Origin of the sequence: Rubrobacter tropicus (genome assembly GCF_011492945.1) — a bacterium.
In the GTDB taxonomy this organism is placed as follows: Bacteria; Actinomycetota; Rubrobacteria; order Rubrobacterales; family Rubrobacteraceae; genus Rubrobacter_D; species Rubrobacter_D tropicus.
The window spans coordinates 1,259,094-1,284,967 of the sequence record NZ_CP045119.1 but is presented as its reverse complement, the minus strand read 5'-3'; the positions used below and the strand labels follow the sequence as shown (position 1 = coordinate 1,284,967).

26 protein-coding genes and 1 pseudogene are annotated in these 25,874 nt (G+C 67.4%); 10 read left to right on the top strand and 17 right to left on the bottom strand.

Going from position 1 to position 25,874, the window contains the following annotated elements; translation table 11 throughout:
- Positions 1-43 precede the first annotated feature (43 nt).
- On the bottom strand, positions 44-622 hold the full coding sequence (locus GBA63_RS06240) for a GNAT family N-acetyltransferase (RefSeq protein WP_166174472.1): 579 nt from the start codon (positions 620-622) through the stop codon (positions 44-46).
- A gap of 82 nt (positions 623-704) precedes the next feature.
- Here GBA63_RS06240 and GBA63_RS06235 point away from each other — a divergent pair, with 82 nt between their 5' ends.
- Genes GBA63_RS06235 through GBA63_RS06225 form a run of 3 tightly spaced genes read left to right on the top strand, consistent with a single transcriptional unit; the run spans position 705 to position 2,466 of the window.
- Positions 705-857, top strand: coding sequence for an HAD hydrolase-like protein (locus GBA63_RS06235; protein WP_228282485.1), 153 nt, complete (start codon positions 705-707; stop codon positions 855-857).
- Positions 858-917: 60 nt separating this feature from the next.
- Positions 918-1,736: an SAM hydrolase/SAM-dependent halogenase family protein gene (locus GBA63_RS06230; protein WP_166174469.1), complete on the top strand. Its 819-nt coding sequence runs from the start codon at positions 918-920 to the stop codon at positions 1,734-1,736.
- On the top strand, positions 1,729-2,466 hold the full coding sequence (locus tag GBA63_RS06225) for a hypothetical protein (protein ID WP_166174468.1): 738 nt from the start codon (positions 1,729-1,731) through the stop codon (positions 2,464-2,466). Before GBA63_RS06230 ends, GBA63_RS06225 begins: the two co-directional genes overlap by 8 nt.
- Positions 2,467-3,121: 655 nt before the next feature.
- Here the strand turns inward: GBA63_RS06225 and GBA63_RS06220 are convergent.
- From GBA63_RS06220 to dnaK, 8 genes and pseudogenes are all read right to left on the bottom strand, one after another.
- Positions 3,122-3,649: a hypothetical protein gene (locus GBA63_RS06220; protein ID WP_166174466.1), complete on the bottom strand. Its 528-nt coding sequence runs from the start codon at positions 3,647-3,649 to the stop codon at positions 3,122-3,124.
- Between the two features lie 438 nt (positions 3,650-4,087).
- Positions 4,088-4,561 (bottom strand): GNAT family N-acetyltransferase, encoded by a 474-nt coding sequence (locus tag GBA63_RS06215; protein WP_166174465.1) that lies wholly within the window; start codon positions 4,559-4,561, stop codon positions 4,088-4,090.
- A gap of 36 nt (positions 4,562-4,597) precedes the next feature.
- Positions 4,598-5,005 (bottom strand): hypothetical protein, encoded by a 408-nt coding sequence (locus tag GBA63_RS06210; protein WP_166174463.1) that lies wholly within the window; start codon positions 5,003-5,005, stop codon positions 4,598-4,600.
- Between the two features lie 88 nt (positions 5,006-5,093).
- A complete protein-coding gene (locus tag GBA63_RS06205) occupies positions 5,094-5,501 on the bottom strand; it encodes a MerR family transcriptional regulator (protein WP_166174461.1) in 408 nt (135 codons plus the stop codon).
- Positions 5,498-5,728, bottom strand: a complete 231-nt coding sequence (locus GBA63_RS24280; protein WP_407690826.1) for a DnaJ C-terminal domain-containing protein — start codon at positions 5,726-5,728, stop codon at positions 5,498-5,500. The genes GBA63_RS06205 and GBA63_RS24280 overlap by 4 nt, the downstream gene beginning before the upstream one ends.
- A 25-nt stretch (positions 5,729-5,753) precedes the next feature.
- Positions 5,754-6,631 (bottom strand): annotated as a pseudogene (locus tag GBA63_RS06200) (DnaJ domain-containing protein).
- A 3-nt stretch (positions 6,632-6,634) separates the two neighbouring features.
- Positions 6,635-7,270, bottom strand: a complete 636-nt coding sequence (locus tag GBA63_RS06195; RefSeq protein WP_166174459.1) for a nucleotide exchange factor GrpE — start codon at positions 7,268-7,270, stop codon at positions 6,635-6,637.
- A 1-nt stretch (position 7,271) separates the two neighbouring features.
- A complete protein-coding gene (dnaK, locus tag GBA63_RS06190) occupies positions 7,272-9,182 on the bottom strand; it encodes a molecular chaperone DnaK (RefSeq protein ID WP_166174457.1) in 1,911 nt (636 codons plus the stop codon).
- Positions 9,183-9,347: 165 nt separating this feature from the next.
- On the opposite strand from dnaK, the gene GBA63_RS06185 reads away from it, so the two are divergent.
- From GBA63_RS06185 to GBA63_RS06175, 3 genes are all read left to right on the top strand, one after another.
- The gene (locus tag GBA63_RS06185; protein ID WP_166174455.1) at positions 9,348-10,037 is read left to right on the top strand and encodes a response regulator transcription factor; all 690 of its coding nucleotides are present in this window, start codon (positions 9,348-9,350) and stop codon (positions 10,035-10,037) included.
- Between the two features lie 73 nt (positions 10,038-10,110).
- Positions 10,111-11,922, top strand: a complete 1,812-nt coding sequence (locus GBA63_RS06180) for a HAMP domain-containing sensor histidine kinase (RefSeq protein WP_166174453.1) — start codon at positions 10,111-10,113, stop codon at positions 11,920-11,922.
- A 232-nt stretch (positions 11,923-12,154) separates the two neighbouring features.
- Entirely contained in the window at positions 12,155-13,624 is a 1,470-nt protein-coding gene (locus GBA63_RS06175; RefSeq protein WP_166174451.1) for a hypothetical protein, read from the top strand.
- Between the two features lie 245 nt (positions 13,625-13,869).
- Here the strand turns inward: GBA63_RS06175 and GBA63_RS06170 are convergent, their stop codons facing one another.
- From GBA63_RS06170 to GBA63_RS06155, 4 genes are read right to left on the bottom strand one after another with little or no spacing between them, the layout of a single operon-like run.
- Positions 13,870-14,484 carry a hypothetical protein gene (locus GBA63_RS06170; RefSeq protein ID WP_166174449.1) on the bottom strand — a complete coding sequence of 205 codons (615 nt, stop codon included), beginning with the start codon at positions 14,482-14,484 and terminating at the stop codon, positions 13,870-13,872.
- Positions 14,481-14,909, bottom strand: coding sequence for a YtxH domain-containing protein (locus GBA63_RS06165; protein WP_166174447.1), 429 nt, complete (start codon positions 14,907-14,909; stop codon positions 14,481-14,483). Before GBA63_RS06165 ends, GBA63_RS06170 begins: the two co-directional genes overlap by 4 nt.
- 30 nt (positions 14,910-14,939) lie before the next feature.
- Entirely contained in the window at positions 14,940-15,923 is a 984-nt protein-coding gene (locus GBA63_RS06160; protein ID WP_166174445.1) for a 2-phosphoglycerate kinase, read from the bottom strand.
- 28 nt (positions 15,924-15,951) lie between these two features.
- The gene (locus tag GBA63_RS06155; protein ID WP_166174443.1) at positions 15,952-16,554 is read right to left on the bottom strand and encodes a DUF4126 domain-containing protein; all 603 of its coding nucleotides are present in this window, start codon (positions 16,552-16,554) and stop codon (positions 15,952-15,954) included.
- A 110-nt stretch (positions 16,555-16,664) separates the two neighbouring features.
- On the opposite strand from GBA63_RS06155, the gene GBA63_RS06150 reads away from it, so the two are divergent.
- The 3 genes from GBA63_RS06150 (at position 16,665) to GBA63_RS06140 (ending at position 20,863) form a co-directional block, all read left to right on the top strand.
- Positions 16,665-17,024, top strand: coding sequence for an ArsR/SmtB family transcription factor (locus tag GBA63_RS06150; protein WP_166174441.1), 360 nt, complete (start codon positions 16,665-16,667; stop codon positions 17,022-17,024).
- The gene (locus tag GBA63_RS06145) at positions 17,021-19,192 is read left to right on the top strand and encodes a heavy metal translocating P-type ATPase (protein ID WP_166174439.1); all 2,172 of its coding nucleotides are present in this window, start codon (positions 17,021-17,023) and stop codon (positions 19,190-19,192) included. The genes GBA63_RS06150 and GBA63_RS06145 overlap by 4 nt, the downstream gene beginning before the upstream one ends.
- Before the next feature lie 288 nt (positions 19,193-19,480).
- Positions 19,481-20,863, top strand: coding sequence for a glycine--tRNA ligase (locus tag GBA63_RS06140; RefSeq protein ID WP_166174437.1), 1,383 nt, complete (start codon positions 19,481-19,483; stop codon positions 20,861-20,863).
- Positions 20,864-21,332: 469 nt separating this feature from the next.
- Here GBA63_RS06140 and GBA63_RS06135 read toward each other — a convergent pair whose 3' ends face one another.
- From GBA63_RS06135 to GBA63_RS06120, 4 genes are all read right to left on the bottom strand, one after another.
- Positions 21,333-21,818: a hypothetical protein gene (locus tag GBA63_RS06135; protein WP_166174435.1), complete on the bottom strand. Its 486-nt coding sequence runs from the start codon at positions 21,816-21,818 to the stop codon at positions 21,333-21,335.
- A gap of 73 nt (positions 21,819-21,891) precedes the next feature.
- Positions 21,892-22,314 carry a nuclear transport factor 2-like protein gene (locus GBA63_RS06130; protein WP_166174433.1) on the bottom strand — a complete coding sequence of 141 codons (423 nt, stop codon included), beginning with the start codon at positions 22,312-22,314 and terminating at the stop codon, positions 21,892-21,894.
- A gap of 44 nt (positions 22,315-22,358) precedes the next feature.
- A complete protein-coding gene (locus GBA63_RS06125; protein ID WP_166174431.1) occupies positions 22,359-22,565 on the bottom strand; it encodes a hypothetical protein in 207 nt (68 codons plus the stop codon).
- Positions 22,566-22,618: 53 nt separating this feature from the next.
- Positions 22,619-23,266: a GNAT family N-acetyltransferase gene (locus GBA63_RS06120; protein WP_166174429.1), complete on the bottom strand. Its 648-nt coding sequence runs from the start codon at positions 23,264-23,266 to the stop codon at positions 22,619-22,621.
- A gap of 195 nt (positions 23,267-23,461) precedes the next feature.
- Between GBA63_RS06120 and GBA63_RS06115 the strand changes: the two genes are divergently transcribed.
- Positions 23,462-25,852, top strand: a complete 2,391-nt coding sequence (locus tag GBA63_RS06115) for an ATP-binding protein (protein WP_166174427.1) — start codon at positions 23,462-23,464, stop codon at positions 25,850-25,852.
- Positions 25,853-25,874 lie beyond the last annotated feature (22 nt).

The window sequence follows — 25,874 nt, the reverse complement described above, 5'->3', positions numbered from 1 at the left end:
GCAAAACAACGGCGCGGACCGGCGAGTTGGGAGCACGCGTTCGTCAGCCTCCGTGGCGGTCATTGGGGGTCAGCGAGAAGACGAGGGTGTTGCGGATAGAGCCGTCGGTGCCGACCGACTCGTTGCGCAGTTCCCCTTCCAGGCGGAAGCCCGCGCGTTCGGCGACCCTCGCGCTGGGGCGGTTCAGGGGGTCGCACAGGATCTCCACACGTTTAGCGTCGAGGGTGTCGAAGGCGAAGGCGGCGATGCCGCGCACGGCCTCGGTCGCGTAGCCCCGTCCGGCCAAAGGCGTACGGGACCAGTAGCCGATCTCGAACTTCGGCACCGACCAGTCGATCCCCTGCAACCCGCTGCTCCCCACCAGGTCCCCCGTGCCCTTCAGGAAGAGGTGCATCCTGAGCTCGGTTCTCTCCAGAAAGCGGACCCGCGCCCGGCGCGCGCTGGCCTCCGAATCGTCCACGGTCCCGTGCTCCTTCGGCCACGGCATCCACGGCAAAAGCTCGTCCAAAGACTCCCTCACGGCCGCGTGGAGTTCCGGGCCGTCGCCTGGCAGGGGGGATCGGATCAGGAGCCGCTCCGTCTCGAACTCGTCCGGAAAATCCTTGAGTATCGGTGGCCGCACGCCTCCCCCTCTCCGTTTCTCCCAGCATACAACGGGAAACGGTCCTTTCGCGTTGGACCCGGACTTCACGCCCGATCAGAATATGGTCAACCCGAAAAGGGTCTGGATGGTAGGAGACGACGCCGACGCCGACGTCCGGGGGGCGGAGGCCGCCGGCATACCCGCCATACTCGTCCGCGGACGCCACGAGGGGCGAAGCGTCGCTGCGGGGACCTTCTTGGCGTCGCGCAGATAGTGGGCACGGCCGGGGAAGGCCGGATCTGACCCGAAACGGGCCGCGCTTTATACTGGGGCCATGAGGCCAGTCTGCTTTCTGACCGACTTTGGGCTCGCCGACGACTTCGTCGGCACCTGCAAGGGCGTGATGCTCGGCGTCGCGCCGGGGCTGATGGTGGTCGACCTTACGCACGAGGTGCCGGGCTTCGAGGTCGCGGCGGGGGCCGAGATCCTGCAGCACGCCACCCGCTACATGCCCGCTGAAACGGTCTACCTCGCCGTGGTAGACCCCGGGGTCGGCACCAGCCGCCGCGCCCTCGCCATCGAGACCTCGCAGGACGCGCTGCTGGTCGGACCGGACAACGGCCTGCTCCTCCCCGCCGCCGAATCCCTCGGGGACATCCGGGAGGCGGTGGCCCTCACCAACCCCGACTACCACGTCCACCCCGTCTCTAATACCTTCCACGGCCGCGACGTCTTCGCCCCGGCCGCCGCCCACCTCGCCTCGGGAACGCATCTCCGGGAGCTTGGGGAGAACGTGGACCCCTCCTCCCTCATGCGCCTCGATCTCGTCGAGGCGCACCAGGAACTCGGCAAAACGATGGAGGCCGGCATCATCTCCATCGACCGCTTCGGCAACGCCAGGCTCTCCCTCATGCAGGAGCAGTCGGGCCTCCGGTACGGCGACCTCCTGCGAGTAGATACCGGAGACGGGCCGATGTCCGTCCGCTACGTCGAGACCTTCGGTTCGTCCAAAGCCGGGGAATTGGTGCTCGTACCCGACTCCCACTGGCGTCTGAGCCTCTCGATCAACAAGGGCAACGCGTCCCAGGCGCTCGCCCTCCGGGTGGGTGACCGGGTACGGTTGCTGCCCCCCAAAGGTCCGGCCGGTGCCTGATCTCCCAAGCGCGGGACCTTCTGGCCCCCCGTCCCTCACGCCTCAGGACCGGCGCAAGGTCGCGCGGGCCGCGGCGCTTCGCCCGCTGAACGTCCTGGTCCTGGTGGTCGGCGCGGTCTTCTTCGTCGCGACCCTCGCCTGGTGGGTGCCGCTTCTGACCCTCGCCACCTACGGTACCCTCGTCTTCCTGGGTGCCCGGGACCCGATCCTCCAACAGCGAACCCTCGGCCTCGAAGCGCCGGCGATGATACGTCAGGAGCAGGAAATTCCGCCGGAGCGCCGCGCCAGGTGGCTTGCCAGGGGCGAGACCCGGCAGCAGGTGGACGACGCGCTAGCCGAGTACCGCAAGGTGGTGGCCGCCATAGAGACGTCCGACGACGTTACCCGGGCCGTTCTCGAAGACACGATTCCCAGGCTACACGCCGCGGCGGACCGGCTGGTGGACGTCGCCCTCCAGAGGGAGAAGGCGGCGGGGAACGTCCGCGACCTGCGCCGGAAACCCTCATCCGGGACCGGGCCGAGGGCCGAAGACCTTCAGCGGCTCCAGGCGCGGGTAGACGAGGCGGACGCGGAGATCTCCGCCACCCACGAAGAGCTGACCGACCTCCGCGCGAAGGTCGTCAGGATCTCCATAGAGACGGACGACTCCCGCAGAGCGGCCGCCCTCAACGCCTCGTTGGACGAATTGAACGCCCGCCTGGAAGCCCTCGGCGACATAAACTCCCCTTAAGCGCGAAAGAAACCTGCTCGACCCCGAATGGAACGACGCGCACCTTCGGTGCCGGTTCCGAAAAAGAGGCGAAAAAGGCGGTTATCGCGTCTGTCCCAACCACGGCTACGGCCGACGCCAACACCGGGACGCTACAGGCTACGCCGGGGAGCGCGAACGGCCTCCTGTAACGCCGCTGTAGGAGTCCAAACCATCCCTACAAAGGTTTGCGGAGAGACCGACCCTCATCGTTGGTGAGGCCTTGAGGTTTTGAGGCACTCAGGTTTTCAGGGGTGCGCCACGAGGCCGCGGGCAGGCCCCGACCCTCCACCCCTCGGAACCTCAAAGCCTAAGAACCCGTAAACCTACCCCCAACGGGCTCGATGATCCCGCAAACCGCTGTAGTCCCAACGCAACGATCTCGGTCACGAGGGCTATAAAGACGAGGACGCCGAGCAGTGCCGCCGCCGAGGACGACATCCAGAACGGAGACCGCCCCGAGTAAGGACTGACGTGGGAGCCCGCCTTGGGCGTTGTTCACGCGCAAAGAGGTGGGCGGGGCTTAACATCTACCCACTGGGGAGAGTATTGCCCCGCCGACACGAGAGAAGGTGCCGGGTTGCGCGGGTTTCGGCCCCCACGCGTGAAACGGTATGAAGCCGCCGAAGGACTCCCGCTAGGCCGAGCTCGCCCGCCAACCGCGGCCGTCGTTGTCCTCTTCGACGGGTTCCGGCGGGGGCGCGGGACGATGAACGGGGACGCCGCTTAGCTCCTGCCTGGACTCCTCCACCGAGACGAGCGAATCCTGGAACCAGTCTTCTAGCTGCCCCATGACCCTGTCCCTGTACACCTCGGAGCCGCTGGAGACCTCTTCCGCGTAACGCTCGGCGCCGTCCGTGATCTCACCCGCCCGGCGCTCCGCCCTGCGGCAGAGCTCGGTCTCGGGAACCATGGCGTTGGCCCGGTGGTGGGCCTCCTCTACTATGCGTCGGCCCTCCTCCTCGGCCGAGGCGACCATGACCCCGCACTCCCGACGGAGAGCCTCGGCCTCGGCCAACTCGCGGGGCAAAGAAGCCCTCAGCTCGTCGAGCATAACGAGCAGATCCGACCTGTCCACGACGGCCCGTCCCTTACGCATCGGTACGCCGGATGCGTCTTGAACGATCGCCTCTAGTTCGTCCAAAACCCCACTGATGTACTGCATGTCTTCTCTCATGCAGGCAACCCTAGCACGCCCCTTTGGGCTACGCCAGCCTTTCTGAAAGTATTTTTTGATGCTCTACTTCAACCTGAGGTCTAATTTTATCTTAAGGTTAAGTGCAAGTCTTCCAAGGTCCTTCGGCCTTCCGGACTGGGGCGTGGACTCCGGGCTTTTGTGCTTTAGAATGGCGGCTCGCGCGGTTATCCACAGGCAGACGGGCGAGACGGCAAGGTTCAACCACGCCGCCAGAGAGCCATAGACCAGGAGTAGAGGGCGTCGTTTTGGGGCAAGTGCCTTCGTTTGGGACGACTTTATAAGCTGACGGGTGGGAAGCCTGGGTCATGGGTCGCTAAGAAGGTTGCGGTGGTGCCGGATCTCGCCCCAACACAGTGTTCCAGAAGGTTTCCCGGGACGTTCTTCGATGCTTGGAGGTTCGCTGCCTCAAACGGGGCGCGACACTTTGGTCATATAGAGAACGGCGTCGTCTAGCAGGACCTCCTCCCCGCGCAGGACGGGACGGCCATTGAGCATGAGTCCCTCGCCGTCGGGGACGAAGCCGTGCAGGACGTACAGACGTTGAGCCGGGCCGTAGTCGGGGGTCAGGCCGACCCCTATACCTATGACGTTCGACTCGCCAAACGCCACCCGCTCGACCCTCTCCATCAGGCGAGTTGCGACACCGCGCCTGCGCAAACGGGGCAGGACGTTGAGGTCCTGGATCTCCGGTATCCCGCCATCGCGGAAAGGAGTGTAGTCCGAACGCCTGTTCAGGGTCACGTAACCAGCGAATACGCCATCCAGGTAAGCAACGAGGACGCCGCGTACGCCTTGACCCTGCTCGGACAGGTATCGCTCGTATTGTGATCGGGGCTTGTGACCGCCCAGTTCGCGCGCGGCCAGGGAGACGGTGTCCACGTCCTCCTCCGACAGGCGGCGGATAGAGAGATTTTCTCAGACCTGGCGGTTTACCACGGCTGCGGTGACGGCGGCCAGTATCATCGGGATGATCGCGAATATCAGGTTTCCGGCGGGGACCCCTGCGAGGATCGACGGTACCACCCTCACGATGAGGAAGGGTGCCGCCACCGCGACGACCGAGATGATCATGGCAACCGGGCCGCCGTTGCGGCCTCCGGCGCGGTTTATGAGGGTGCCCGCTCCGTACCCGGCGGCGATGGAGAGTAGCCAGGAGAAAGGCAGCCGGTAGACCACCGCCACGAACACGAGGCCGACCGCGGCGACAACCACACCGGCGAGGACGCTACGGAGGATCTGGTTCGGCTTCATGACGCCTGCCCTGGCGCCCCGGGGGAGCTTCGCATCCTCGGGGCATTTGATGCCGACCTCCGTCTGTCGCATGCACTCGGTGCAGATGGGTCGCCCACAGGTGGCGCACGAGACGCGCGTCTCTCTCTTGGGTGCCGGTAGCAGTGCATGGGCTCGGACATCAGCGTCCCTCTCTGTTCTGGCGGGCGCGCGCGAGCTCGCCGCGGGGCATGAGAACTATCTCCCTCTTGTAACTCTGGTGGATCTCGGCGACGACCCGCTCGTGCTCCGACTCCCGCCGCTCTAGCTCCTCCCGCAGCAGCCGGTTTTCGGCCGCGAGCCCGGCGACCTGGCCTTCGAGGTCTAGCACCGTCCTGACCCCGGCGAGGTTCATGCCCATCTCCTGGGTGAGACGCTGTATGTGACGCCCGAGCTCGACGTCCTCCTGGGAGTACAGGCGCGTGTTCTTGATGCTCTTGCGGGGCCTGAGCAGGCCCTTCTGCTCGTACATCCTCAACGTCTGGGGGTGGACCCCGATCAACTCGGAGGCTATGCCGATCATGTACAGGGGACGTTTGCGGAGGCTCAAGATCCCACCCTCCTGAACAACTCGGCCCGCACGTTCTCGTCCCGCTCCTCGGCCAGCGCCTCCAGGATCTCACGCTCCCGCCGCTTGAGCTTCTTCGGCACGACGACGCCCACCCGCACGATGAGATCCCCCCGCTCCGGCCCGCTCTTTCTGGTCCTGGGAGCCCCCGCCCCCCTGACCTTGAACTGCTTGCCGTTCTGTGTTCCAGGCGGGATCCTGAGCCTCACCGTCCCGCCCCGGGCCGGGGAGCCTCTATCTCCGCCCGAGCGCCGCCTCAACGAAACTGACCGGAACCGAGACGACGAAGTCGTCCCCCTTCCTCTTGAATACCGGGTGCTCCTCGACCCTTGTGACCACGAACAGGTCCCCAGCGGGCCCGCCGTTCCTCCCGGCGCCGCCCTCCCCGGTATCCTGACCTTCATCCCGTCCCTGGCCCCGGCCGGTATCCTGACCTTCACCTGCTTGACACCCCGCGTCTTTCCAACCCCCGACACCTGGGGCAGGGCGTCTCCACGATGCTGCCGTTCCCCCGCAACGCGTGCAAGAGGTCGAGAGCGCGAACAACCCTGGTCCCGGCTCTGCGTCCCCCGCCCCCGCACTGCGGGCAGGTCCGCGGCGAGGTTCCCGGTGCAGCCCGCTCCCCCACAATCCCCGCAAGCCTCCTCGACCGGCACCCCGACCCGCGTCGTAACCCCTTCGAGAGCATCCTTGAACTTCAGCTTAACGGTTACAGTGGCGTCTTCGCCCTTGGGCGAGGTCTGGCGGCGGGCCGAGGTCGCCTGGCCGAAGACGTCGCCGAGGTTGCCGAAGCCGCCGAAAAGGTCCGAGAGGTCGGAGAAGTTCTGAAAGTCCGCGCCGGTGGAACCGCCTGTGGACCCGCCGGCGCCCCGCCCGGCGGTTCCGGCCCCGAAGAACTGTTTCGGGCCCTCGTCGTATTCCCGGCGTTTCTCCGGGTTGGAGAGGACCTCGTAGGCCTGCTGGATGCCCTTGAAGCGTTCTTCGGCCTTGTCGTCGCCGGGGTTGGCGTCGGGGTGGTACTTGCGGGCGAGGCGGCGGTAGGAGCGCCGGATCTCATCCTGCGAAGCTCCTTTAGATACCTCCAGGACTTTGTACAGATCCTTCGTGTCCACAGCCTAAACCTGTTTCGCAACCACAACCTTCGCGGGGCGTATGGCCCTGCCGTTCAGCAGGTACCCCCTCTGGAAGGTCTGGAGTACTGTGCCTTCTTCGTGTTCCTCGGAGGGTTGGCCCATGACGGCCTCGTGCACGTTCGGGTCGAAGGGCTGGCCGTCGGAGGCGACGGGCAGGAGTCCTTCGTTGGCGAGCACCTCGGCGAGCTGATCGCGGGTGGCCCGCACGCCGGCGCGGATGTCGCCTTCGGATTCGAGGGCGCGGTCCAGGTTATCCAGGACCGGCAGTAGCTCCTGCACCAGCTTTTCGGAGGCGGCTTCGAGGATCCTGGCCCGCTCCCGCTCCTGCCGCTTGCGGGAGTTGTCGAACTCGGCCTTCAGGCGCCTCAGGGCGTCCAGGTACTGGTCCCGCTCAGCACTTACGGCATCGAACTCGGAGAGCGGCACGACGGGCACTTCTTCCTGCCCGCCGTCTTCCGGAACGTTGGCCTCGGGCGCGTCCATCCCTTCTTCCACCGTCCCGGTTTCGTCGACGATGTCCGGGTCGCCCGGGGAGCCCTGCGCCTCCTCTATGGGCTCCCCTTTCGGCGCCGCGTCCCCGGGGAGGTTCGGGTCGCGCTTCTCTTCTTCGGCGGCCAACTTAGCGGCGCTCCCCGTCCTGCTGCTCGTCCTCGTCCTCGACGACCTCGGCGTCCTCCACCAGGTCGTCGGTGTCGGTCGCCTCGGAGCTAGTGGCGGACTGCTGCTCCTGCGCCTGGCTGTAGAGGGCCTCGGAGAGCTTGTGGGAGGCGGTGACGAGGGCCTCCTGCTTGGACTTGATCTCCTCGATGTCCCCGCCGGCGAGCGCCTCCTTGGCCTCCTTGATGGCCTGCTCGATCTCCAGCTTCGTGTTCGGGTCGACCTTGCCGTCGACGTCCTTCATCGAACGCTCCACCGAGTAGACGAGGTTGTCCGCGTTGTTCCGGACGTCCGCCTCCTCCTTGCGGCGACGGTCCTCCTCGGCGTGCGACTCGGCGTCCTGCATCATCTGCTGGATCTCCGAGTCAGAGAGGCCGCTCGAGGCGGTGATCGTGATCCTCTGCTCCTTGCCCGTCCCGAGGTCCTTGGCCCCGACGTTGACTATGCCGTTCGCGTCGATGTCGAAGGCCACCTCGATCTGGGGTACACCCCTCGGCGCCGGCGGGATACCGACGAGCTGGAAGTTCCCTATTAGCTTGTTGTAGGCCGCTATCTCGCGCTCGCCCTGATACACCTTGATCTCGACCGAACCCTGGTTGTCGTCGGCCGTCGTGAAAGTCTCGGCCTTGCGTGTGGGTATAGTGGTGTTGCGCTCGATAAGCTTCGTGAACACGCCGCCCTTGGTCTCGATACCGAGGGAGAGGGGCGTAACGTCGAGGAGCAGGACGTCCTTGACCTCGCCAGCGAGCACGCCGGCCTGGATGGCGGCGCCGATGGCGACGACCTCGTCCGGGTTGATGCCCCTGTGGGGCTCCTTGCCCGTGATCTCCTTGACCTTCTCCTGAACCGCCGGGATGCGGGTAGATCCACCGACGAGAATCACCTGGTCGACCTGACCCTGCTGCAGCCCCGCGTCGCTCATCGCCTGGCGGACGGGACCGGCCGTTCCCTCGACCAGGTCGGCGGTCAGGTTGTTGAACTGGGCGCGGCTGAGCGTCAGGTCCATGTGCTTCGGGCCGTTCTGGTCGGCCGTGATGAAGGGGAGGTTGATCGAGGTGCTCGTCGTCGAGGAGAGCTCCCTCTTTGCCTTCTCTGCGGCTTCGACGAGGCGCTGGGCGGCCATCTTGTCCTTGGAGAGGTCGATGCCCTCCGCCTTCTTGAACTCTGCGACCATCCACTCGACGACCTTGGCGTCGAAGTCGTCGCCGCCGAGGTGGTTGTTGCCGCTCGTGGCCTTGACCTCGAAGACGCCCTCGCCGAGCTCGAGGATGGAGACGTCGAAGGTACCGCCGCCAAGGTCGAACACGAGGATCGTCTGGTCCTCTTCCTTGTCCATGCCGTAGGCGAGGGCCGCGGCGGTCGGCTCGTTGATGATCCGCTTGACGTTGAGGCCCGCGATGCGCCCCGCGTCCTTGGTCGCCTGGCGCTGGGCGTCTTCGAAGTACGCCGGCACCGTGATGACCGCGTCGGTCACCTCTTCGCCCAGGTAGTCTTCCGCGTCCTTCTTGAGCTTCTGGAGGATCATCGCGGAGATCTCGGGCGCAGAGTAGCTCTTCTCGCCCACCTTGACCTGGATGTCCCCGCCGTTTCCGGACTCGACCTCGTAACCGACGCGGCCGGCCTCGGTCTTGATGTCGCTGAACCGCCGGCCCATGAAGCGCTTGATCGAGTAAACGGTCCGGTCCGGGTTCGTTACGGCCTGCCTCCTGGCAAGCTGACCCACCAGCCGGTCCCCGCTCCTCTTGTCGAAAGCGACCACGGACGGCGTCGTCCGCTCCCCCTCGGCGTTGGTGATCACCGTCGGGTCACCACCCTCCAACACCGCCACGCAACTGTTCGTAGTCCCAAGGTCTATGCCAATGCTCTTGCCCACGCGATTACCTCCAACGAATGCCGAGTTATTTGAGTCCTCGTGAGTATAAAATGTGAGTGTCTTGGCTTCAAGTCTTGCGCTTATGGGATGAGTAGGCCATATGGGGTAGGATAGCGTGGCCCCTCGCGGGCGGGCGAGGGGCATGATCTGGAGGTTTCTGGAAGCTTGGACGAGACTATACTGCTGGTCGACGACGACGCGGCGCTCCTGGAGGTAACGTCGATAGTGCTGGCGTCGGAGGGTTACCGGGTCGTTACGGCGATGGACGGCACGGAGGCGCTGAGGGCGCTGGAGGGCGAAGACCTGGACCTCGTCGTCCTGGACATCATGCTGCCGAGGATGAGCGGGTTCGAGGTATTGAAGAAGATGCGGGAGACGAGCGACGTCCCGGTGGTGCTGCTTACGGCCAAGAGCCAGTCGGTGGACAAGGTGGTCGGGCTGGAGCTTGGCGCCGACGATTACATAACCAAGCCCTTCGACACGAAGGAGCTGTTGGCGAGGATCAAGGCGATCCTCAGGCGGTTCGGGCGCGGGGGCAGGGGCCGGGAGGGGACCTTGCGGCTCGGGAACCTGGAGTTGGACCCCGGCGCGTACACGGTAAGCCGGGACGGGAGGCCGCTGGAGCTGACGCCGACGGAGTTCAAGATACTCGCGCTGTTGATGCGGCGGCCGGGGCAGGCCTTCACGCGGGCCCAGATCTCCGAGGCCGTCTCGACGGGCTCGCACTACCTCGCCAGCCGCTACATAGACGTGCACATAAGCAGGCTCAGGGCCAAGGTCGAGGGTGACCCGTCGAGGCCGCAGATCATACAGACCGTGCCGAGCGTGGGTTACCGGGCCGCCCGGCCCGGATAGGAGCGGCGCCATAGCGAAGAAGGGCAAGAGAAGGGGCCTGCTGCCCCCGGCTAGCTTCCGGGTCCGCATCTTCGTGGCCCTGGTCGGCATCTCCTCGGTGACGAGCCTTATCATCGGCCTCGTGCTCTACACCTTCGCGCAGGGCCAGCTCATGGGCGCGGAGAACGAGCTCCTCAAGCAGCGTTCCCGGACGGCGAACGCCGGCGCGCTCGAGTTTCTCGAAGGCCAACGCGACCCGGAAGACCAGACCCTCCCCCCCGCCGAGGACTACGCCGAGGAACTGGTCGCGACGGTCGGCGACCCGACGGGCCTCGAGGTCCTCTACGTCGGCCCGAACGGGGAGCCCCTGGCCGCCAGGGACGGGCTCGGGGACCCCGAGAACCCGGGCCGGGCGCTCGACGGGCTCCGGTTGGAGGGCGACTCCCTGCAGAAGATAGCCAGGTCTTCCCAACAGGACGGCCTGCTGGTGTGGAGCGAGAGTAGGTCCGGCTACGTAGCCGTCGTGCCGCTCGTGGACAGGGACGGTACCTCCAAGGGCGCGCTCGTCTACGACGTTCCGAAGGACGAGATCGGGGAGACCCTCTCCTACCTGCGCTTCGGCATCGTGGGCGCGATCCTGACGAGCGTGCTCCTCGCCGCCGCCGCGAGCCTCGTCCTCGCCCGCCAGTTGACCCGGCCCCTGGCGGAGACCCGAGACGCGGCGATACGGGTGGCCTCGGGCGACTACGCGGCGGCCGTGCCCGTCAAGGGCCGCGACGAGCTGGGTGAGCTCGCGAGGGCCTTCAACTACATGGCAGAAGAGATAGAGCACTACGTCGGGGAGATCCAGGAGCAAAAGAGCCGCCTGGAGGCGGTCCTCGAAGCCTCCCCCGAGGCCGTGGTCGCCACGGACGGCTCAGGACGCGTAACGATGGTCAACCCGGCCGCCGCCAGGATGCTCGGCGTCAGGCACTCGGACCGGGGCCGCGCCCTCGACGACCTCGGCACGCCCGACGGCATCGTCCGGTGCGTCAGGGAGGCGGAGGCAAACGGGGTCGCCGTCAGGGAGGTCGAGCAGGGAGAGAAGATGTTCTGGGCCTACGCGGCCAGGATGGACCGGAGCGAGAGCAACGGTTCGGGCAAAGACGCCGGCATCATCCTCGCGGTGAGGGACATAACGGAGCACCGCTCTCTGGAGAAGGCGAAGACGGCCTTCGTCTCGGACTTCTCCCACGAGCTGAGGACGCCGCTGACGACCATCCAGAGCGCCGTCGGGTTGCTGGAGCGCGCCCGCGAGAGGCTGGACCCGCTGGAGCTCAGGGCCCTGGAGCTCGCGGAGGGCGAGCTCTCCCGCATCAGGACCATGGTAGAAGAGCTCCTGACGCTGGCCCAGATGGACTCCTGGCAGTACCAACTCGAAGTCGGCCCGGCCAACCTCGGGGACGTGATCCGAACCGCCATGCGCTCCGTCGAGACGAAGGCCCAACGCTTCGGGATAGAGATCTACTTCGACGACGAGGTCGAACACCGTTGCGTCTGCGACGTCCAGAAGCTCTACCAGGTCTTCTTAAACCTCCTGGACAACGCCATAAAGTACTCGGACCCGGGCGACCGCGTGGACGTCTCGGTGGAGGAAGACAACCCCTGGTTGACCGTCCGTATCAAGGACACGGGCGTCGGCATCCCGGAGGAGGACATCGACCAACTCTTCGAACGCTTCTACAGGGTGAACAAGGACCGCTCGCGCGCCACGGGCGGAAGCGGCCTCGGCCTCGCCATAAGCAAGCAGATAGTCGAGATGCACGGCGGCGATATCTTCGTCGAGAGCGAGGTCGGCCGGGGGTCCACCTTCCTGATCCACCTCCCCAAAGCCCCCCTCTCCCGCTCTTCCAGCTATGCCCTCTAAACGTAAACGTCGTACACGTGTCCCAAAACATCTGTGCGCCGCTTTGCTCGCCTTTTCCGTACTCGGAATGGCCGGGTGCGCGCATGAAGGAGACCTGTCCATCTCTCCGCTTCCCGCGGCGGAGGGGCGGGCGAACCCGGGGCTTGGGCCCGAGGCCAGGCCCCTGAGCTCCGGCCCGGGGTACAAGGGCTCGCCGAGTTGGGCGCCGGGTGGGGAGCGGGTTGCGTTTCTGATGGACGGTTACGTCGTCGACAAAGTCGTGGGCGGGGACGAGGTGACGCGCTGGACGACCAGGGATTTCGTCGCGGACGAGGCCGAGTGGGCGGGCGACGAGGCCATGACGGTCCTCGGCGGCACGGACGAGGTCGTGGGTATGTCGGACGGGAGGCCGAAAACCCTTTACCGGGCGTCCGGCGAAGGGTCGCTCGGGGTCGAGAAGATCGCGTCGGGCATTCTGGCCGTGGGCGCCGGCCCGAAGCGGGAGCAGGTCCTGCTCGCGCAAAAAGTCGGGCCGGGGGAGAGCGGGATCGCCCTGCTTCGAGACGGCCGGGTGGATCGAATCTACGCGGGCAGCGTGGAGGGCAGGATCACGGGCCTCTTCCCTTCGCCGGATGGGGAGAGGGTCGCGCTCGCCGTGCGGCCGGCGGGGAGCGGCCTTTCGAACGAGCTACACGTCTTCGACCTTCGCGAAGGAGAAGACCGTGAGGTATCGAGCCTCGACGGCCGGGGCATTTTGGGGTCGCCCCAGTGGACGGACCGCGGCATCTACTTCGTGGCGGGATCCGACCAGCCCGCCGAAGGGGGCGGTCCCCCGGCCTACGACCTGTACAGAACGGATCCCGAGCCCGGTGCTCCGGAGCCGGCGCCGGGGGTCGGCGCGGACTTCGTGGCCGGCAGCGCCAGCGTCTCCCCCGACGGCGGGAGCCTCGCCGTCGTCGGGCGTCTCAACCCCAAGTCGCCCGTGAACCTCTACGTCCTGGACCTCGCCAGCGGGGACTTCGCGGCCGTGACGACCAACGAGGACATGGAGATAAAGACCGGCCCGGACGACCTCGCCTGGTCGCCCGCCGGCGCGAGCGTCGCGATCGTGGCCCGCGGCGCCTCCACGGGGGAACCCGAGGTACGCGCCGCCCCCGCCGACGACCTGCTGGACGACTTCTACAACCTCTACGAGATCCCGGTCCTGAACCCGGCCCCCAGGGGCGGCGCGGTGAGGGAGACCGCGCTCTGGGCCTCCGGCGCGGCGCTCGCCTTTTTCGTGACCGCGGGCGCCTTCCTGCTGCTCGCGAACCTGGCTACCGGCTCCTCCGAAAAGGACCTCTCCCCCGAGCAGGGTCCGGGCAAGTCAGGGCAAGCCCTCGACCTCGAACTCGACGAAGGCCGGCTCGCCTCCCTCGAAGCCGGGCCGGGCCAGAGGCTGCGCGTCGCCGTGCAAAACGCGGGTGACCGGGGCTTCTCAAGCGTCAACCTCACGCTCGAAGTCTCCTCCGGCAACACCGCCGTCCCGGAGACCCGCTACTACCGGCACACGGTACGCGGGCTGCAGGCCGGACAGACCCGCAACGTCGATTTCGTCCTGAACCTCTCCCAGTCCGAAAGCACCAACGGCGCAGCCCCAACCGAACCACAAAAAATACTTGAGGTGCGGGCCACCACCCCCGAGGGCCGCTCGGCCGTCAGAACAGCAATAGTCCCGTTGTAGCCCGCTCGCTTCGCGAGCTTGTCAGCACGCTCCGGCCTGCTACGAGCAGGCCTCGCTCTCAGCCTGTCAGCTCTCTTGCCGCCCATAGCCCGACCGGGCAGCGCATGGCCAAGAGGTCCGAGTCCCCGGAGGCGCAGCGTGTACGGACGACCGGCTGACAGCTGAAAGCGAGGGCCGCAAGGCCCCAAGCGGGCTGACGAGGCGCGAAGCGCCGGGCCGAAAGCGCAGGCGAAGCCGGAGCGCGCTTATTCCCGGCGTTCGCCGTCCGCCTGGGCCAGGACGCCCGGGGACGGCACTTTTCCTTTCAGGCTCGGCAGGCGGACTTTGCCGACCAGGGAGCGGGCCAGCTCGCCCACCTCGACGGCGCTGGCGAGTTCGGTGCGGACCAGGGTGTAGTGGCCGAGTCGGTAGGGCGCGTGGCGGATGGGGCGCCAGCCGCTCTCCAGGAGGAAGGCGGTGTGGGCGTGGTGGGGGGTCTCCCGGTCGCTGGCGATCGCCTCGACAGAGCCGACGCCCCGGAGGCGGAGGTCCCTGAGCATCCGTACCAGCAACCGGCGGCGGGTGCGCGGGTCGCCCCCCACGAAGGCGAGCAATACGGCGTCGTCGTCGAGGGGGCCGACGGGGTAACGTCCCGCCCGCGGCAGGCTCTCCCGCGGGCCGCAGAGCACGAAGCCCTGAACCTCGTCCGCCCTTCGCAGGACGAAGCCAGCGCCGCCCCAGCAACCCTCCAGTTCGCGAAGCCACTCGTCAGCGGGGCGGCCCTCCGTCCAGAAGGAGATCGCGGCTTCGAGGCCCGGGGCTTCTTCCACCATCTCCGGCGAGATCGCCACGATCGTCGGCACGAAGGGGGCGGCTTTCATTCTTCGGGACCCCGCCCGAGGTCGCGCTTGCCCCGCAGCCGCTCGCGCGTCTCCCGCACTTTCCTTCGTAGCTCCTCGGACCTCTCGGCCTCACCGGCCAGGTCCCCTTCTTGCGTCCCTGCGACGCCGCTCGATACGTCCCGCAGGCGGGGGCGGGGCGCGACCGGGGCCGCGTCGGGCGCGTCTGCGGGGGTCGCTTCCGGGCCGGGTTGGGGGCGGCGGGCCTCGCGGGTGGCGGCCACGCGTTCGCGCATTCCCTCCTGGGCCTCGAAGTACGATTCGCGTCCGCGCTCCCTGGCTTCACCGGCGCGGTCCGCCAAAGAACCCCGCAGTTCCTTGCCGCTTCGCGGGGCGAGGAGCACGCCCGCAAGGAGTCCCGCGGCCCCGCCGAGCAGGAACGTTCTCAGCCGTCCTTTATCCAGCACCTCTGCCTCCTCGTGGGCCTTTCGCGTATTCTAACCGCTTTTGGTCTGGGAGATCGGGATGCCGTGGCGCGGGGTGTCCACGCCCATCAGGAGCGGGGAGGTCCGCCTTTCGGCCCTCTCGGCGATGCCGGAGACGCGGTTGGCCACGATCTCGACCACCTCGTCGGAGGTGTTCTCTATGGAGAGGTTCTCGACCGCGTTCACGCCGGCCCGGTCGGCGCTCTCGACTATGTAGTCGTGGATCTGGCGTATCTGCTGGAAGTGAGCTATGTACTCCTCTGCCGGCCGGCGCATCGCCGTGCCCATCGCCCTTATGTAGAACCTGGAGCGGTGGACGTTCTCGTCGGAGAGGTGAACCACGATCGTGCAGACGTTCGGGTGGTCCCGGTACCGCTCGGGTATGATCTCGGGCACCAGGTGGACCCCCTCGATGACGAGGTTAGTCCCCTCCTTGAGCCCCCGATCCACGATCGCCTCGACCCCGACGCAGACCCTCGCCGCCTGCTCCCGAAAGCCGAAGAGCACGGCCTCCTCCTCGCCGACCGGCACCCGCACGTCCTGGCGCTTGATCTCGTACGAGCTCTTGTGCAGGATCGGCAACAGGTCGGGGCTTATGGCGTGCCGCAACACCTCCCTGATGGAGTCGGTCCCGACCACGCTCTGGATGTTCAGCCGCCGCGCGATGTCCGCCGCCAGCGTGCTCGTCCCGACCCCCGTGGCGCCGCCGATCAAGACGACCACGGGCTCGCTCGACTCGCGCAATATCCGCCACTTGTCGAGCCGCCCGACCGCGATGGCGTCCTTCTTGACGAGCTTGTCCCTGACGCGGGCCAGCACCTCCTCCTCCTCGACGGTGAAGCGCTGCTCGGCCGCGAGCTCGGCGCGGACTTCGCTCGCTATCTGGTGGGCCATCTCCGGCCCCGCGCCCGCCTGGGCGAGCGTCTGGGCCAGGATGCCCCTGGAGAACGGGGTCTGTCGCCCGCCCTTGACGATGGTGATCTCACGTTCCTCCATGGCACCCTCCTGAGAGAGCCGACGAACCCTAGTCGCCGAGGATGCGGAGGCCCCCGAACTTCCTTCCCCGCCGCTTCCTGATGCGAGAGAAAAAGAATAACAGAAACGCCACGAGCAATGCCGGCAGATAAGGCACGAAGAGCGCCAATACCCCACCCACCAACCCGATTACGTCCTCAATAAAGCTCAGAAAAGCGGTAGAAACGCCGGATGAAGCATCCCTTGCCGAGGGCCTGAGCAGGACCTTGAGCACGGCCACGACGCCCGCGATTACCGCGCCGGCGATGAGCCAGGGTACTGCTTCGGAGATCGTGGCCACGCCCGACATAATCCCGAACACCAGGGCTCCGGCGGCGACCCTGATGGGGACCATGACGTAGTTGAAGACACGTTCTGCGGCCCCCACTTTGTCGAGGACGGACTCCAGAACCACCAGTATCGCTAGCGCCGAGATCACAGCCCAAACCGGAAAGGTTCCGAACAGGAACGGACCTTCCGGTAGCGATAGGTAGTAGACCAAAACGAGCGGCAGAAAAGCCCGCACCCCCGCGATGGAAGCGATTCCTATACCCAGCCCTAAAGTCAACGCGGTTTCCACGCGGGCATTATACCGAAGGCGGGCCCACTTCAATGCCAGAAGACCCTCCCGAAGACGCGCACCGCCCGGTGCCCCCGCCCTGTTCCCCACGCTCGCAACCTGCTATCCTTCAAATACATATAAACGACTATTAGGACGTTAGTATGAGCGATGACCGCTGCGATCTACTCTGTCTCGATGCTCCGCGGGCGGAGGCGATCCGGGAGAGGATGCTCCACGACGACGAGGCCGACGGCGCGGCGGGACGGGCGAAGGCTTTATCTGACCCGACGCGGTTGATGTTGGCGGCGGCGCTCGGGGAAGGCGGGGAGTTATGCGTCTGTGACCTGGCCTGGATCTCGGGCCGCTCCCAGGGTCTCGTCTCCCACCATCTTCGCACCCTCCGCTCCTCCGGCCTCGTCCGCTCCAGGCGCGACGGCAAGCTCGTCATGTACGGGCTCACGGAGGGCGGGAGGGCCCTGCTCTCCGCGGTTCTCGGCGCGGGGAGGCTGGTAGAGGCGTGAGCCGCCCCAGAAAAATGCTCCCCGTTATCGGGCAGGAGCCGGCGGTCGAAGCCTGGCCGACGGTGGCCGATCCCGACGGCGGGCTCGGGCGCACGGTGGTGCGGGTCGGGGGGATGGACTGCGCCAGTTGCGCGGCCACCGTGGAGAAGACGGTGGTGAAGTTGCCAGGGGTGCATCGGGCGGCGGTCAATTTCGCGGCCGGCAGGCTGGACGCCGAGCACGATCCGGATCTCCCTGTCGGGGAGATCGAAAAGGCGGTCGAAAGCGCGGGCTACCACGTCGTCAGGAACGAAGATGCGGAGACCGTGCCTTTCTGGCGAACGCCGCGGGCGGCGCTCACGGGAGCGTCGGCGCTGCTGTTCCTGGCCGGGCTCGCGCTCTCGATCGCCGGGACCTCGGGGGTTGTGGTGACCGGGATCTACGCAACCGCGATAGTGGTCGGGGGGGTTCAGATCTTCCGGGCGGCGCTCTCAGGGCTGCGGGCCAGGCAACTGGACATGAACGTTCTGATGAGCGCGGCCACCATAGGGGCCGCTGGTATCGGCGAGTGGGCCGAGGCCGCCTCGGTGGTCGTTCTATTTTCGGCGGGCAACGCCTTGCAGGCCTACGCCGTGGACAGGACGCGCGGGGCGGTGCGCTCGCTCGTGCGGCTCGCCCCGGACGAGGTGCTCGTCAGGCGGGGTGATGGGGAGGTCGTCGTGCCGACCGGGGAGGTTGGGATCGGGGAGGTCGTGATCCTGCGCCCCGGGGAGCGCCTCGCGGTTGACGGCGTGGTGGCCGAGGGGGCCTCCACCATGGACGAGTCGCCCGTGACGGGCGAGAGCGTCCCCGTCGGGAAGTCGCCGGGGGACGCCGTCTACTCCGGGGCGCTGAACGGTTCGGGCGGGCTGGTCGTCAGGGCGACGAAGCGGGCCGGGGACTCCACGCTGCAGAAGATAGCCCGCCTCGTGGAGGAGGCGCAGGCGAAGAAGGCCCCGGCGGAGCAGTTCGTGGACCGCTTCTCGCGCGTCTACACGCCGATCGTGGTGGCCGCCGCCGTCGTTCTCGCCCTGGTGCCGCCGCTGTTGGGCGGCGGTTTCGGGGACTGGTTCTACCGGGCGCTCGCGCTGCTCATCATCGCCTGCCCGTGCGCGCTCGTCATCTCGACACCGGTCACGGTCGTCTCCGGGATAGGCGCCGCATCACGGCGCGGCATCCTCATAAAAGGCGGGGCGGCGCTGGAGGCGGCGGGACGACTCAAGGCGCTCGCCTTCGACAAGACCGGGACCCTGACGGAAGGTCGTCCGGTCCTGTCGCGGGTGGTGGCGCTGAACGGGTGGGACAGAGACGGGGCGCTGGCGTTGGCCGCGGCGCTGGAACGACGCTCGGAGCACCCCCTGGCGTACGCGATCCTCTCGGCGGCGCAGGCGAGGGACGCGGCCGGTCTTCCGGTCGCGGACTTCGAGTCTTTCCAGGGCAAAGGCGCGGAAGGCAAGGTCGGAGGCAAACTTTACCTGGTCGGAAGCCCGAGGCTCTTCGGCGAGCGGGGCATCTCGCTGGCCGCGGCCGAGGCCGCGCTCGGAGAGGTGGAGCGGGCGGGCGAGACGCCCGTCGTGCTCGGTGACGGGTCCGGGCCGATCGCCGTCTTCGGGCTGGCGGACGCCGTGCGGCCGGATGCCCGGTCGACCGTGGACGCGTTGAGGGGGGCCGGAATCGGGGAGATCGTCATGCTCAGCGGCGACGCGGAGGCCCCGGCGCGCAGGGCGGCGGAAGCCCTCGGCGTCGGCTACAGGGCGCGGCTTCTCCCGGAGCAGAAGGTCGAGGCGGTGCGGAGCCTCGTCCAGAAGCACGGCTCGGCGGGGATGGTGGGCGACGGGGTGAACGACGCGCCGGCGCTCGCCGCCTCCTCGGTCGGGTTCGCGATGGGCGCCGCCGGGACGGACGTGGCGCTGGAGACCGCCGACGTGGCCCTCATGCAAGACGACCTGTCCAGGCTGGCGGAGGCCGTGAAGATCTCGCGGGCCGCCGAAAGCATCATCAAGCAGAACGTCCTAGTCTCGCTGCTCATCAAGGGCGTCTTCGTACTGCTGGCCCCCTTCGGCCTCGTGGCCCTGTGGGCGGCGGTCCTCGCCGACATGGGCACCTCCGTAGCCGTCACGCTGAACGGCCTCCGGCTCTTCAGGAAGTAGCACGCTCCGGCTTACGCCTCCGCTTGTCGGCCCGGCGCTTCGCGCCTCGTCAGCACGCCGTCTTCGGGGGCTTTCAGCCTGTCAGCCAGTCGTCTGTATGCGTTACGCCTCTCGGTACTCGAACCGCCACGTGTTGCGCTGCCCGGTCGCGCCTTGGGCGGTAGAAAGCCGACAAGCTGAAAGCGAGGCCCGCGAAGCGGGCCGAAGCGTGCGCGACGACCGAAGGGAGGAGATATACTTGCTCAAATTTGTGGCGTGTATGCCACAGAAAGATCCGGAGGATAAGACATGTCGCAGGCCGTGACGATGGAGAAGATGGTCGCCTTCTGCAAGCGCAGGGGCTTTGTGTATCAGAGCTCGGAGATCTACGGCGGTCTGAGGTCTTCCTACGACTACGGGCCGCTCGGTGTCGAGATGAAGCGGAACATCAAGGAAGAGTGGTGGCGAAGCACGGTCCACATGCGGGACGACGTGGTTGGGCTGGACGCGGCGATCATCATGCACCCGAAGGTGTGGGAGGCCTCGGGGCACACGGCGACCTTCAACGACATGCTCGTCGAGAGCCGCACCAGCAAGCGCCGCTACAGGGCGGACCACCTAATAGAGGACGCGACCGGCATCGACGCCGAAGGGCTGAGCCCGGAGGAGCTCACCAAGATCATCCAGGAAGACGACAGGGTCAAGGATCCCGTCGACGGCGGACGGGACTTCGCGCCGGTGCGGCCCTTCAACCTCATGTTCGAGACTTACATGGGGCCGGTCAAGAGCGATGAGAACCTGGCTTATCTCAGGCCCGAGACGGCGCAGGGGATCTTCGTCAACTTCAAGAACGTCACCCAGACGAGCCGGGTAAAGGTACCGTTCGGGATCGCGCAGCAGGGCAAGTCTTTTCGGAACGAGATCACGCCAGGCAACTTTATCTTCCGCACCCGCGAGTTCGAGCAGATGGAGATGGAGTTCTTCGTCGAGCCCGGCACGGACGAGGAGTGGCACGAGTACTGGATCGAGGAGCGCTGGAACTGGTACCTGAACCTCGGCATCAGGGAGGAGAACCTCCGCCGCTACGAGCACCCGAAGGAGAAGCTCTCCCACTACTCCAAGCGCACCGTCGACATCGAGTACAACTACCCGTTCGCCGGATGGTCGGAGCTGGAAGGTGTGGCCAACCGCACGGACTACGACCTCAAACAGCACGCCGAGCACTCCGGCGAGAACCTGGAGTACATAGACCAGACCACGAACAACCGCTACTACCCCTACGTCATAGAGCCGGCCGTCGGCCCGGACCGCATCATGCTCGCCTTCCTCATGGACGCCTACACGGAGGAGGAGGTAAACGGCGAGGAGCGCACGGTCCTGAAGCTCCACCCCCGCATCGCCCCGACCAAGGCCGCCGTCTTCCCGCTCTCCAAGAAGCAGCCCGTCTCGACCATAGCCCGCGAGCTCTACGACGACCTCAAGGGCGACTACCGCCTGTTCTACGACGACTCGGGCTCCATCGGACGCCGCTACCGCCGCCAGGACGAGGCGGGCACCCCCTTCTGCGTTACCGTCGACTTCGACACCATCGAGGACAAGCAGGTAACCATCCGGGACCGCGACACGCTAAAGCAGGAGCGCATCCCGATCAAGGCCGTCCGGGACCGGTTGAAGGACCTCATCTCCGGGTAGCCCGGGCGAGAGGAACCTGCTCCACCCCGGTCGGCAGGCCAACCCCCTTCCGCGCCACCTCTACAGCGGTTTGCGTAAGGACCGGCCCTCGCCGGCCGCGAGGCACCGAGGTCTCCAGGGGCGCGCCACGAAACCCCATGCAAGCCCCGATCCTCCACCCCTGACAGAGCGAAGTTCACAAGGATCGATCCACCCCACCCCGCGATCCCGGGTGACGACCACGGTACGCCCGAAAAGTCCTTGCTGATGCCCGAAACCCGATACCCGTAGCCAGGCTAGCGGAAGGGTCGATCCTTGCGCTAGCCGCTGTCAGAACCTGAGGACCCGAAAGCCTTTTCGCGATGGGCTTGGCACTTCCGCGAACCGCTCTAGCGTCGTCTGGTTCGGCGATCCCTCCCTTCGTTTTTCACGAAGAGCGCGGGGTGAGGCTTGCCTCAGAGGCAAGCCTCACCCCGCGCGTTGCCCCGTACTACCGGGTCGCTTCGCCCGCCAGCGCCTCATCCCCGGCGTGGGCCGCCCCGGCCAGCTTCCCGCTCCGCCAGCTCGCAAACAGCGAGTACGCGCAGTAGGCGAGCACCACGCCGGCGATCTCGAGCGGCAGGTGGAAGAGGAAGTCGATGACTAGCAGCCCCCCGATGTCCATGCCGTTCGAAGCGTGCATCCCGAGGTGCGGCCACCACGAGACCATCAGGTAGCCGATCGACAGGTACATCGCCCACGCCCTGGCCTTAGAGTCGGGGGAGACCTTTCTTAGGACGGGGTAGCCGAAGACCAAAAACGAGACGCCGAGGCCGAGCAGCACGGCGTCTGAGACGCCCAGGAACATCAAGAAGGGGAGTTGCGTCGAGGTGGGCGCCACGCCGACGTCGGCCGGCGGAAAGAGGATCGGGCTCAAGAAGAACGCCACGACCGCGATAACGGCGGTGATTACCGCTACTTTCGTCTTTGTGCTCATCTATCTTCTCCTATGGTCTCGTTGTGTCTGCCCACGGCCTGCTCGGGCGTCGCCTTTCTATGTCGCCCCCCGGCTACCTCCCTCCGATCTCGGCCGGATACCCCCTCACCAGGACGACCCTCCCGCCGCGCACCGCGCATTCGTGCAGGAAAGGTTTCTCGCCCGGCGCGTTTCCCGCCCCCCGGTCCTCTATAAAGCGGCCGGCGACGAGCACGCCGTCACCGAACTCGACGAAGGTCTCGGCGGAGACGCGCGGGCCGGCACCACTCGCGTCGCGCAGGAAGGCGCTCCGTAAGACGGTCTTCAGGCCGCGCCCGGTGCCGTCGAAGGGCAGGCGGGCGACCATCGGGTGTACCCATGAGATCTCGGGGTCCGCGTAGAGTGCGAGGTCCGAAACCTGCCCCTCTTCGAGCGCCCGGTACATGGCGCGCACCACGACGGCGTCTTTTGTTGCCTCCGCGGACGGTACTCCCCCGCTCTTCGCGATCTTCGCCACGATCATCATCCTCCCTGAACCCGCGCCCCTGGCTGGGTCGCGCCTTATGCGGCCTGCTGGTGCGGGGTTGGGGCGGCCCCGCCCGCGCCCGTCGCCCGCCGTCCCGGAACCGGGTTGGACAGGACCCCTGAGACGAGCCGCCCTATCGAGGGGCGCCTGCCTCCCCCGGCCGCCAGCGCCGCGACCGCGCCCGCCAGGGCGAGCACCAGGGCCGCGTTCACCTCTTCCTTGCCGAACTGTTTGCCGATCATGCCGTCGTCTCCTTCTCTTCGATGGTTGGCTTCCGTAGCTGCTGGGTGTTTGCCTATCCGTCCCTCCTCTCGGCGTGCCTGAGCATGAACCAGTTGGGTACGCCAAGGACCTTTTGCTCCGCGACCACCTCGAAGCCGAAGCGCCTGTAGAAGCGGACGTTCACTTCCTTGTCTGTCTCCAGGTAGGCGTCTTCGCGGGCGGCGTCCATCTGGGCGCAGAAGACGCCCATCATGCGGCTCCCGACGCCCTCGCCCTGCAGGTGCGCGTCCACCGCGAGCGGACCGAGGTGCCAGTGGCGCTCTTCGGGATCGTGCTTCCGCCAGGCGCCCATCCAGCGCGCCATCCGCCAGATGGTCCGCGGGCCCAGGGGGATCAGCGCGGGCAGGAGGCGAAGCTGCTGGCCGATCCCGGGCCGGCAGCCGCCGGGGGGCATCATGCCGCAGACGCCGACGATGACGCCGTCCTCGCGCCTGGCGACGAGCGTGTGCGAGAAGTCCCTGACGGAGAAGACGGCGGCCATGAGGGCGCGGAAGCTGCGCCGTCTTCCCTCGGGGTCATCCCCGAAGGCGGCGACGTGGAGGGGGTTGTCGCGCATCCCGCGCGCCGTGACGTCGAGGACCGCCCCGATCTCGGAGAGGTCGAGCGCCCCGATCTCCATCCAGTCCAGCCACGCCCGCCCGTTGGTGAATTGCCTCTCCACGACTTTACCCTCTCTCTTCGGGATCGGATCTCTCTGCCTCCGAAGTCTGCCGCCAGGCGTCCGGGCGGGCCACCCACAGCGCCCCCACACCTCTCCCCCATTCTTAGTGTGGGAGGGGCCGCCGGGCATCGATTCCGTCCAAAATAGCCCACCTGGGGGATGTCTCGGGGTTACCGGCGCTGGTAGGCTTGGGAGATGGAGAGGCAGCGGGTCGAAGACGGGCCGGGCCGGGCCGTTGGGGGCGAGGACGGTGGGCCCAGGGTGTCGTTCGGCGCGAAGCTCAAGGGCCTGCGCGAGGCCGCGGGGTTTACGCAGGAGGAGCTTGCCTCGAGGGCCGGGCTGACCGCCAAGGCCGTAAGCGCCCTGGAGCGCGGCGAGAGGCGACGTCCCTACCCGCACACCGTCAGGTGCCTGGCGGACGCCCTGGGTCTCCCGGATGCCGCACGAGCGGCTTTCCTGGCCTCGGTCCCCGGAAGGGGGACCACGGGCTCCATCCCGGACGAGGCCCCATCCCCCGCTCTCATGGTGCCGCCGACCTCGCTGGTTGGAAGAGGCCGGGAGGTGGAGGAGATGTCGCGGCTGATGGGCCAGGGTGCCGCGAGGCTCCTCACGCTCACGGGGACAGGCGGCGTCGGCAAGACCCGTCTCGCGCTGGAAGTCGCCAGGGAAGCGGTGGGTTCGTTTCAGGACGGGGTGGTATTCGTCGGCCTCGCTCCGCTAAAGGACGCCTCGCTCGTCCTGCCGACCATGGCGAAAGCCCTCACCCTGCGGGACGTGGAAGGACTGCCCTCGCGAGAGGCCCTGAAAGCCCACCTCAGGGAGAAGCGGATGCTCCTCGTGCTCGATAATTTCGAGCACGTGCTGGAGGCCGCGCCAGAGGTTGCGGGGCTGATCGAAGCCTGCCCGGACCTTACGGTGCTCGCCACCAGCCGGGCGCCCTTGCGGGTGAGGGGCGAGCAGGAATACCCGGTCTCCCCGCTGGGGGTGCCCGACCCGAGCCACGTGCCGGACCTCGAAGACGTCGGCGGGTCGCCGGCGGCGAGGCTCTTCGTCGAGCGCGCGAGGACGGCCTCTCCGGCCTTCGAGCTCACCCGGCACAACGCGGCGTCGGTAGCGGCGATCTGCTGGCGCCTCGACGGGCTGCCACTCGCCCTGGAGCTGGCGGCTGCGCGGGCGAGGTTCCTCGGCCCCGCGGCGCTGCTCTCCAGGCTCGACCGGGCGCTCGAGGCCGGCGGGGCGCGCGACCTTCCGGAACGCCAGCGCACGATGCGGGCGACCCTCGACTGGAGTTACGACCTCCTGCACGGGCCGGAGAAGGAGCTTTTCGCCCGGCTCTCCGTCTTCGCCGGCGGCTTCACGCTGGAGGCGGCGGAGGTGGTCGGCGCGGACGAGTACGCGGGGGACGTGCTCGTGCTTTTAGGGAACCTGGTGGAGCAGTCCCTGGTCCTCGCGCGGCCCGACGACGGGGCCGACGGGGTACGTTACGGGATGCTGGAGCCGGTCCGGCAATACGCCCTCGAAAAGCTCGAAAACGGCGGGGGGTCTGAGGAGACGCGCCGGCGGCACGCCGGCTACTACCTGGCGCTGGCGGAAGAAGGTGGACCAAGCCTGAAGAACCGGGATCAGGCGATCTGGCTCCCGCGGTTCGAGGCCGAGATCGGCAACTTGCGCGCCGCCCTTTCGTGGGCCGTCGAGCACGGGTGGGCCCGGGAGGTCTCGCTCATGAGTTGGGCGTCGTGGACGTACTGGTGGCTGAGCGGGCACCTGAGCGAGGGACGCCGCTGGATGGAGGAGGCGCTCGCGAGCGACCCTGACGCCCCCGCCCCCGTCCGGGCGACGCTCCTGACCCTCGCCGCCACGCTGGGCCAGGCCCTCGGCGACTTCGAAGCCTCCCGGCGGACGAACGACGAGAGCATGGAGCTGTTCCGGCGGCTGGGCGACGAAGACGGGCTCTACTTCGCGATGGGCACGGCCGGCCTCATAGCCCTCGGCCAGGGCCAACCCAACGAGGCGCTCTCCATGATGGAGGAATCCGGGGAGCGCAGGCTCGAAGGGATGGGAGACAGGTGGTCCGCCAGCGCCATGTTCGGTTTCTCGGCGACGGTGGCGCTCGGGATGGGTGACCGCGCCAGGGCCCGCCGCCTGGCCGGGCGGGCGCTCTCGCTGGCGCGGGAGATAGGCGCCAGGGAGGCGATCGCCGTCGCACTCCCAACGCTGGCGGTGACGGCCAGGGACGATGGGGACCTGGAACGGGCGGCGGCGCTCTTCGCGGAGGGCCTCACGCTCTCCGCGGAAGTCGGCGACAGGACCAACATCGCCTACTACCTCGAAGGTCTGGCGGAGCTATCCGCCTCGGAAAACGGGCTGGAGCAGGCGGCGAGGCTCTGGGGCGCAGCCCGCACGCTCCTGGAGACGATAGAGGTAATAGCCTACCCCCACGCCGCCGACCGCACCTTCTACGAAGAACGCCTCGCGGCCGCGCGTGCGAGCCTCGACGAACGGGCGTGGGAGAAAGCGTGGTCCGAGGGAAGGGCGATGACCACCGAAGAAGCCGTCGAGTACGCCCTGGACGACCGCGGCGACTAGAGCGGTTTCCAGAGACGTTGGG

What these genes read in the sequence shown, in the direction of transcription:
- GBA63_RS06235 (WP_228282485.1), top strand. Translation starts at nt 705, where the DNA reads ATGGTCAACCCGAAAAGGGTCTGGATGGTAGGAGACGACGCCGACGCC.
- GBA63_RS06230 (WP_166174469.1), top strand. Translation starts at nt 918, where the DNA reads ATGAGGCCAGTCTGCTTTCTGACCGACTTTGGGCTCGCCGACGACTTC.
- GBA63_RS06220 (WP_166174466.1), bottom strand. Translation starts at nt 3,649, where the DNA reads ATGCAGTACATCAGTGGGGTTTTGGACGAACTAGAGGCGATCGTTCAA.
- GBA63_RS06210 (WP_166174463.1), bottom strand. Translation starts at nt 5,005, where the DNA reads ATGCGACAGACGGAGGTCGGCATCAAATGCCCCGAGGATGCGAAGCTC.
- GBA63_RS06175 (WP_166174451.1), top strand. Translation starts at nt 12,155, where the DNA reads ATGGACGGTTACGTCGTCGACAAAGTCGTGGGCGGGGACGAGGTGACG.
- GBA63_RS06170 (WP_166174449.1), bottom strand. Translation starts at nt 14,484, where the DNA reads ATGAAAGCCGCCCCCTTCGTGCCGACGATCGTGGCGATCTCGCCGGAG.
- GBA63_RS06160 (WP_166174445.1), bottom strand. Translation starts at nt 15,923, where the DNA reads ATGGAGGAACGTGAGATCACCATCGTCAAGGGCGGGCGACAGACCCCG.
- GBA63_RS06150 (WP_166174441.1), top strand. Translation starts at nt 16,665, where the DNA reads ATGAGCGATGACCGCTGCGATCTACTCTGTCTCGATGCTCCGCGGGCG.
- GBA63_RS06140 (WP_166174437.1), top strand. Translation starts at nt 19,481, where the DNA reads ATGTCGCAGGCCGTGACGATGGAGAAGATGGTCGCCTTCTGCAAGCGC.
- GBA63_RS06135 (WP_166174435.1), bottom strand. Translation starts at nt 21,818, where the DNA reads ATGAGCACAAAGACGAAAGTAGCGGTAATCACCGCCGTTATCGCGGTC.
- GBA63_RS06125 (WP_166174431.1), bottom strand. Translation starts at nt 22,565, where the DNA reads ATGATCGGCAAACAGTTCGGCAAGGAAGAGGTGAACGCGGCCCTGGTG.
- GBA63_RS06115 (WP_166174427.1), top strand. Translation starts at nt 23,462, where the DNA reads ATGGAGAGGCAGCGGGTCGAAGACGGGCCGGGCCGGGCCGTTGGGGGC.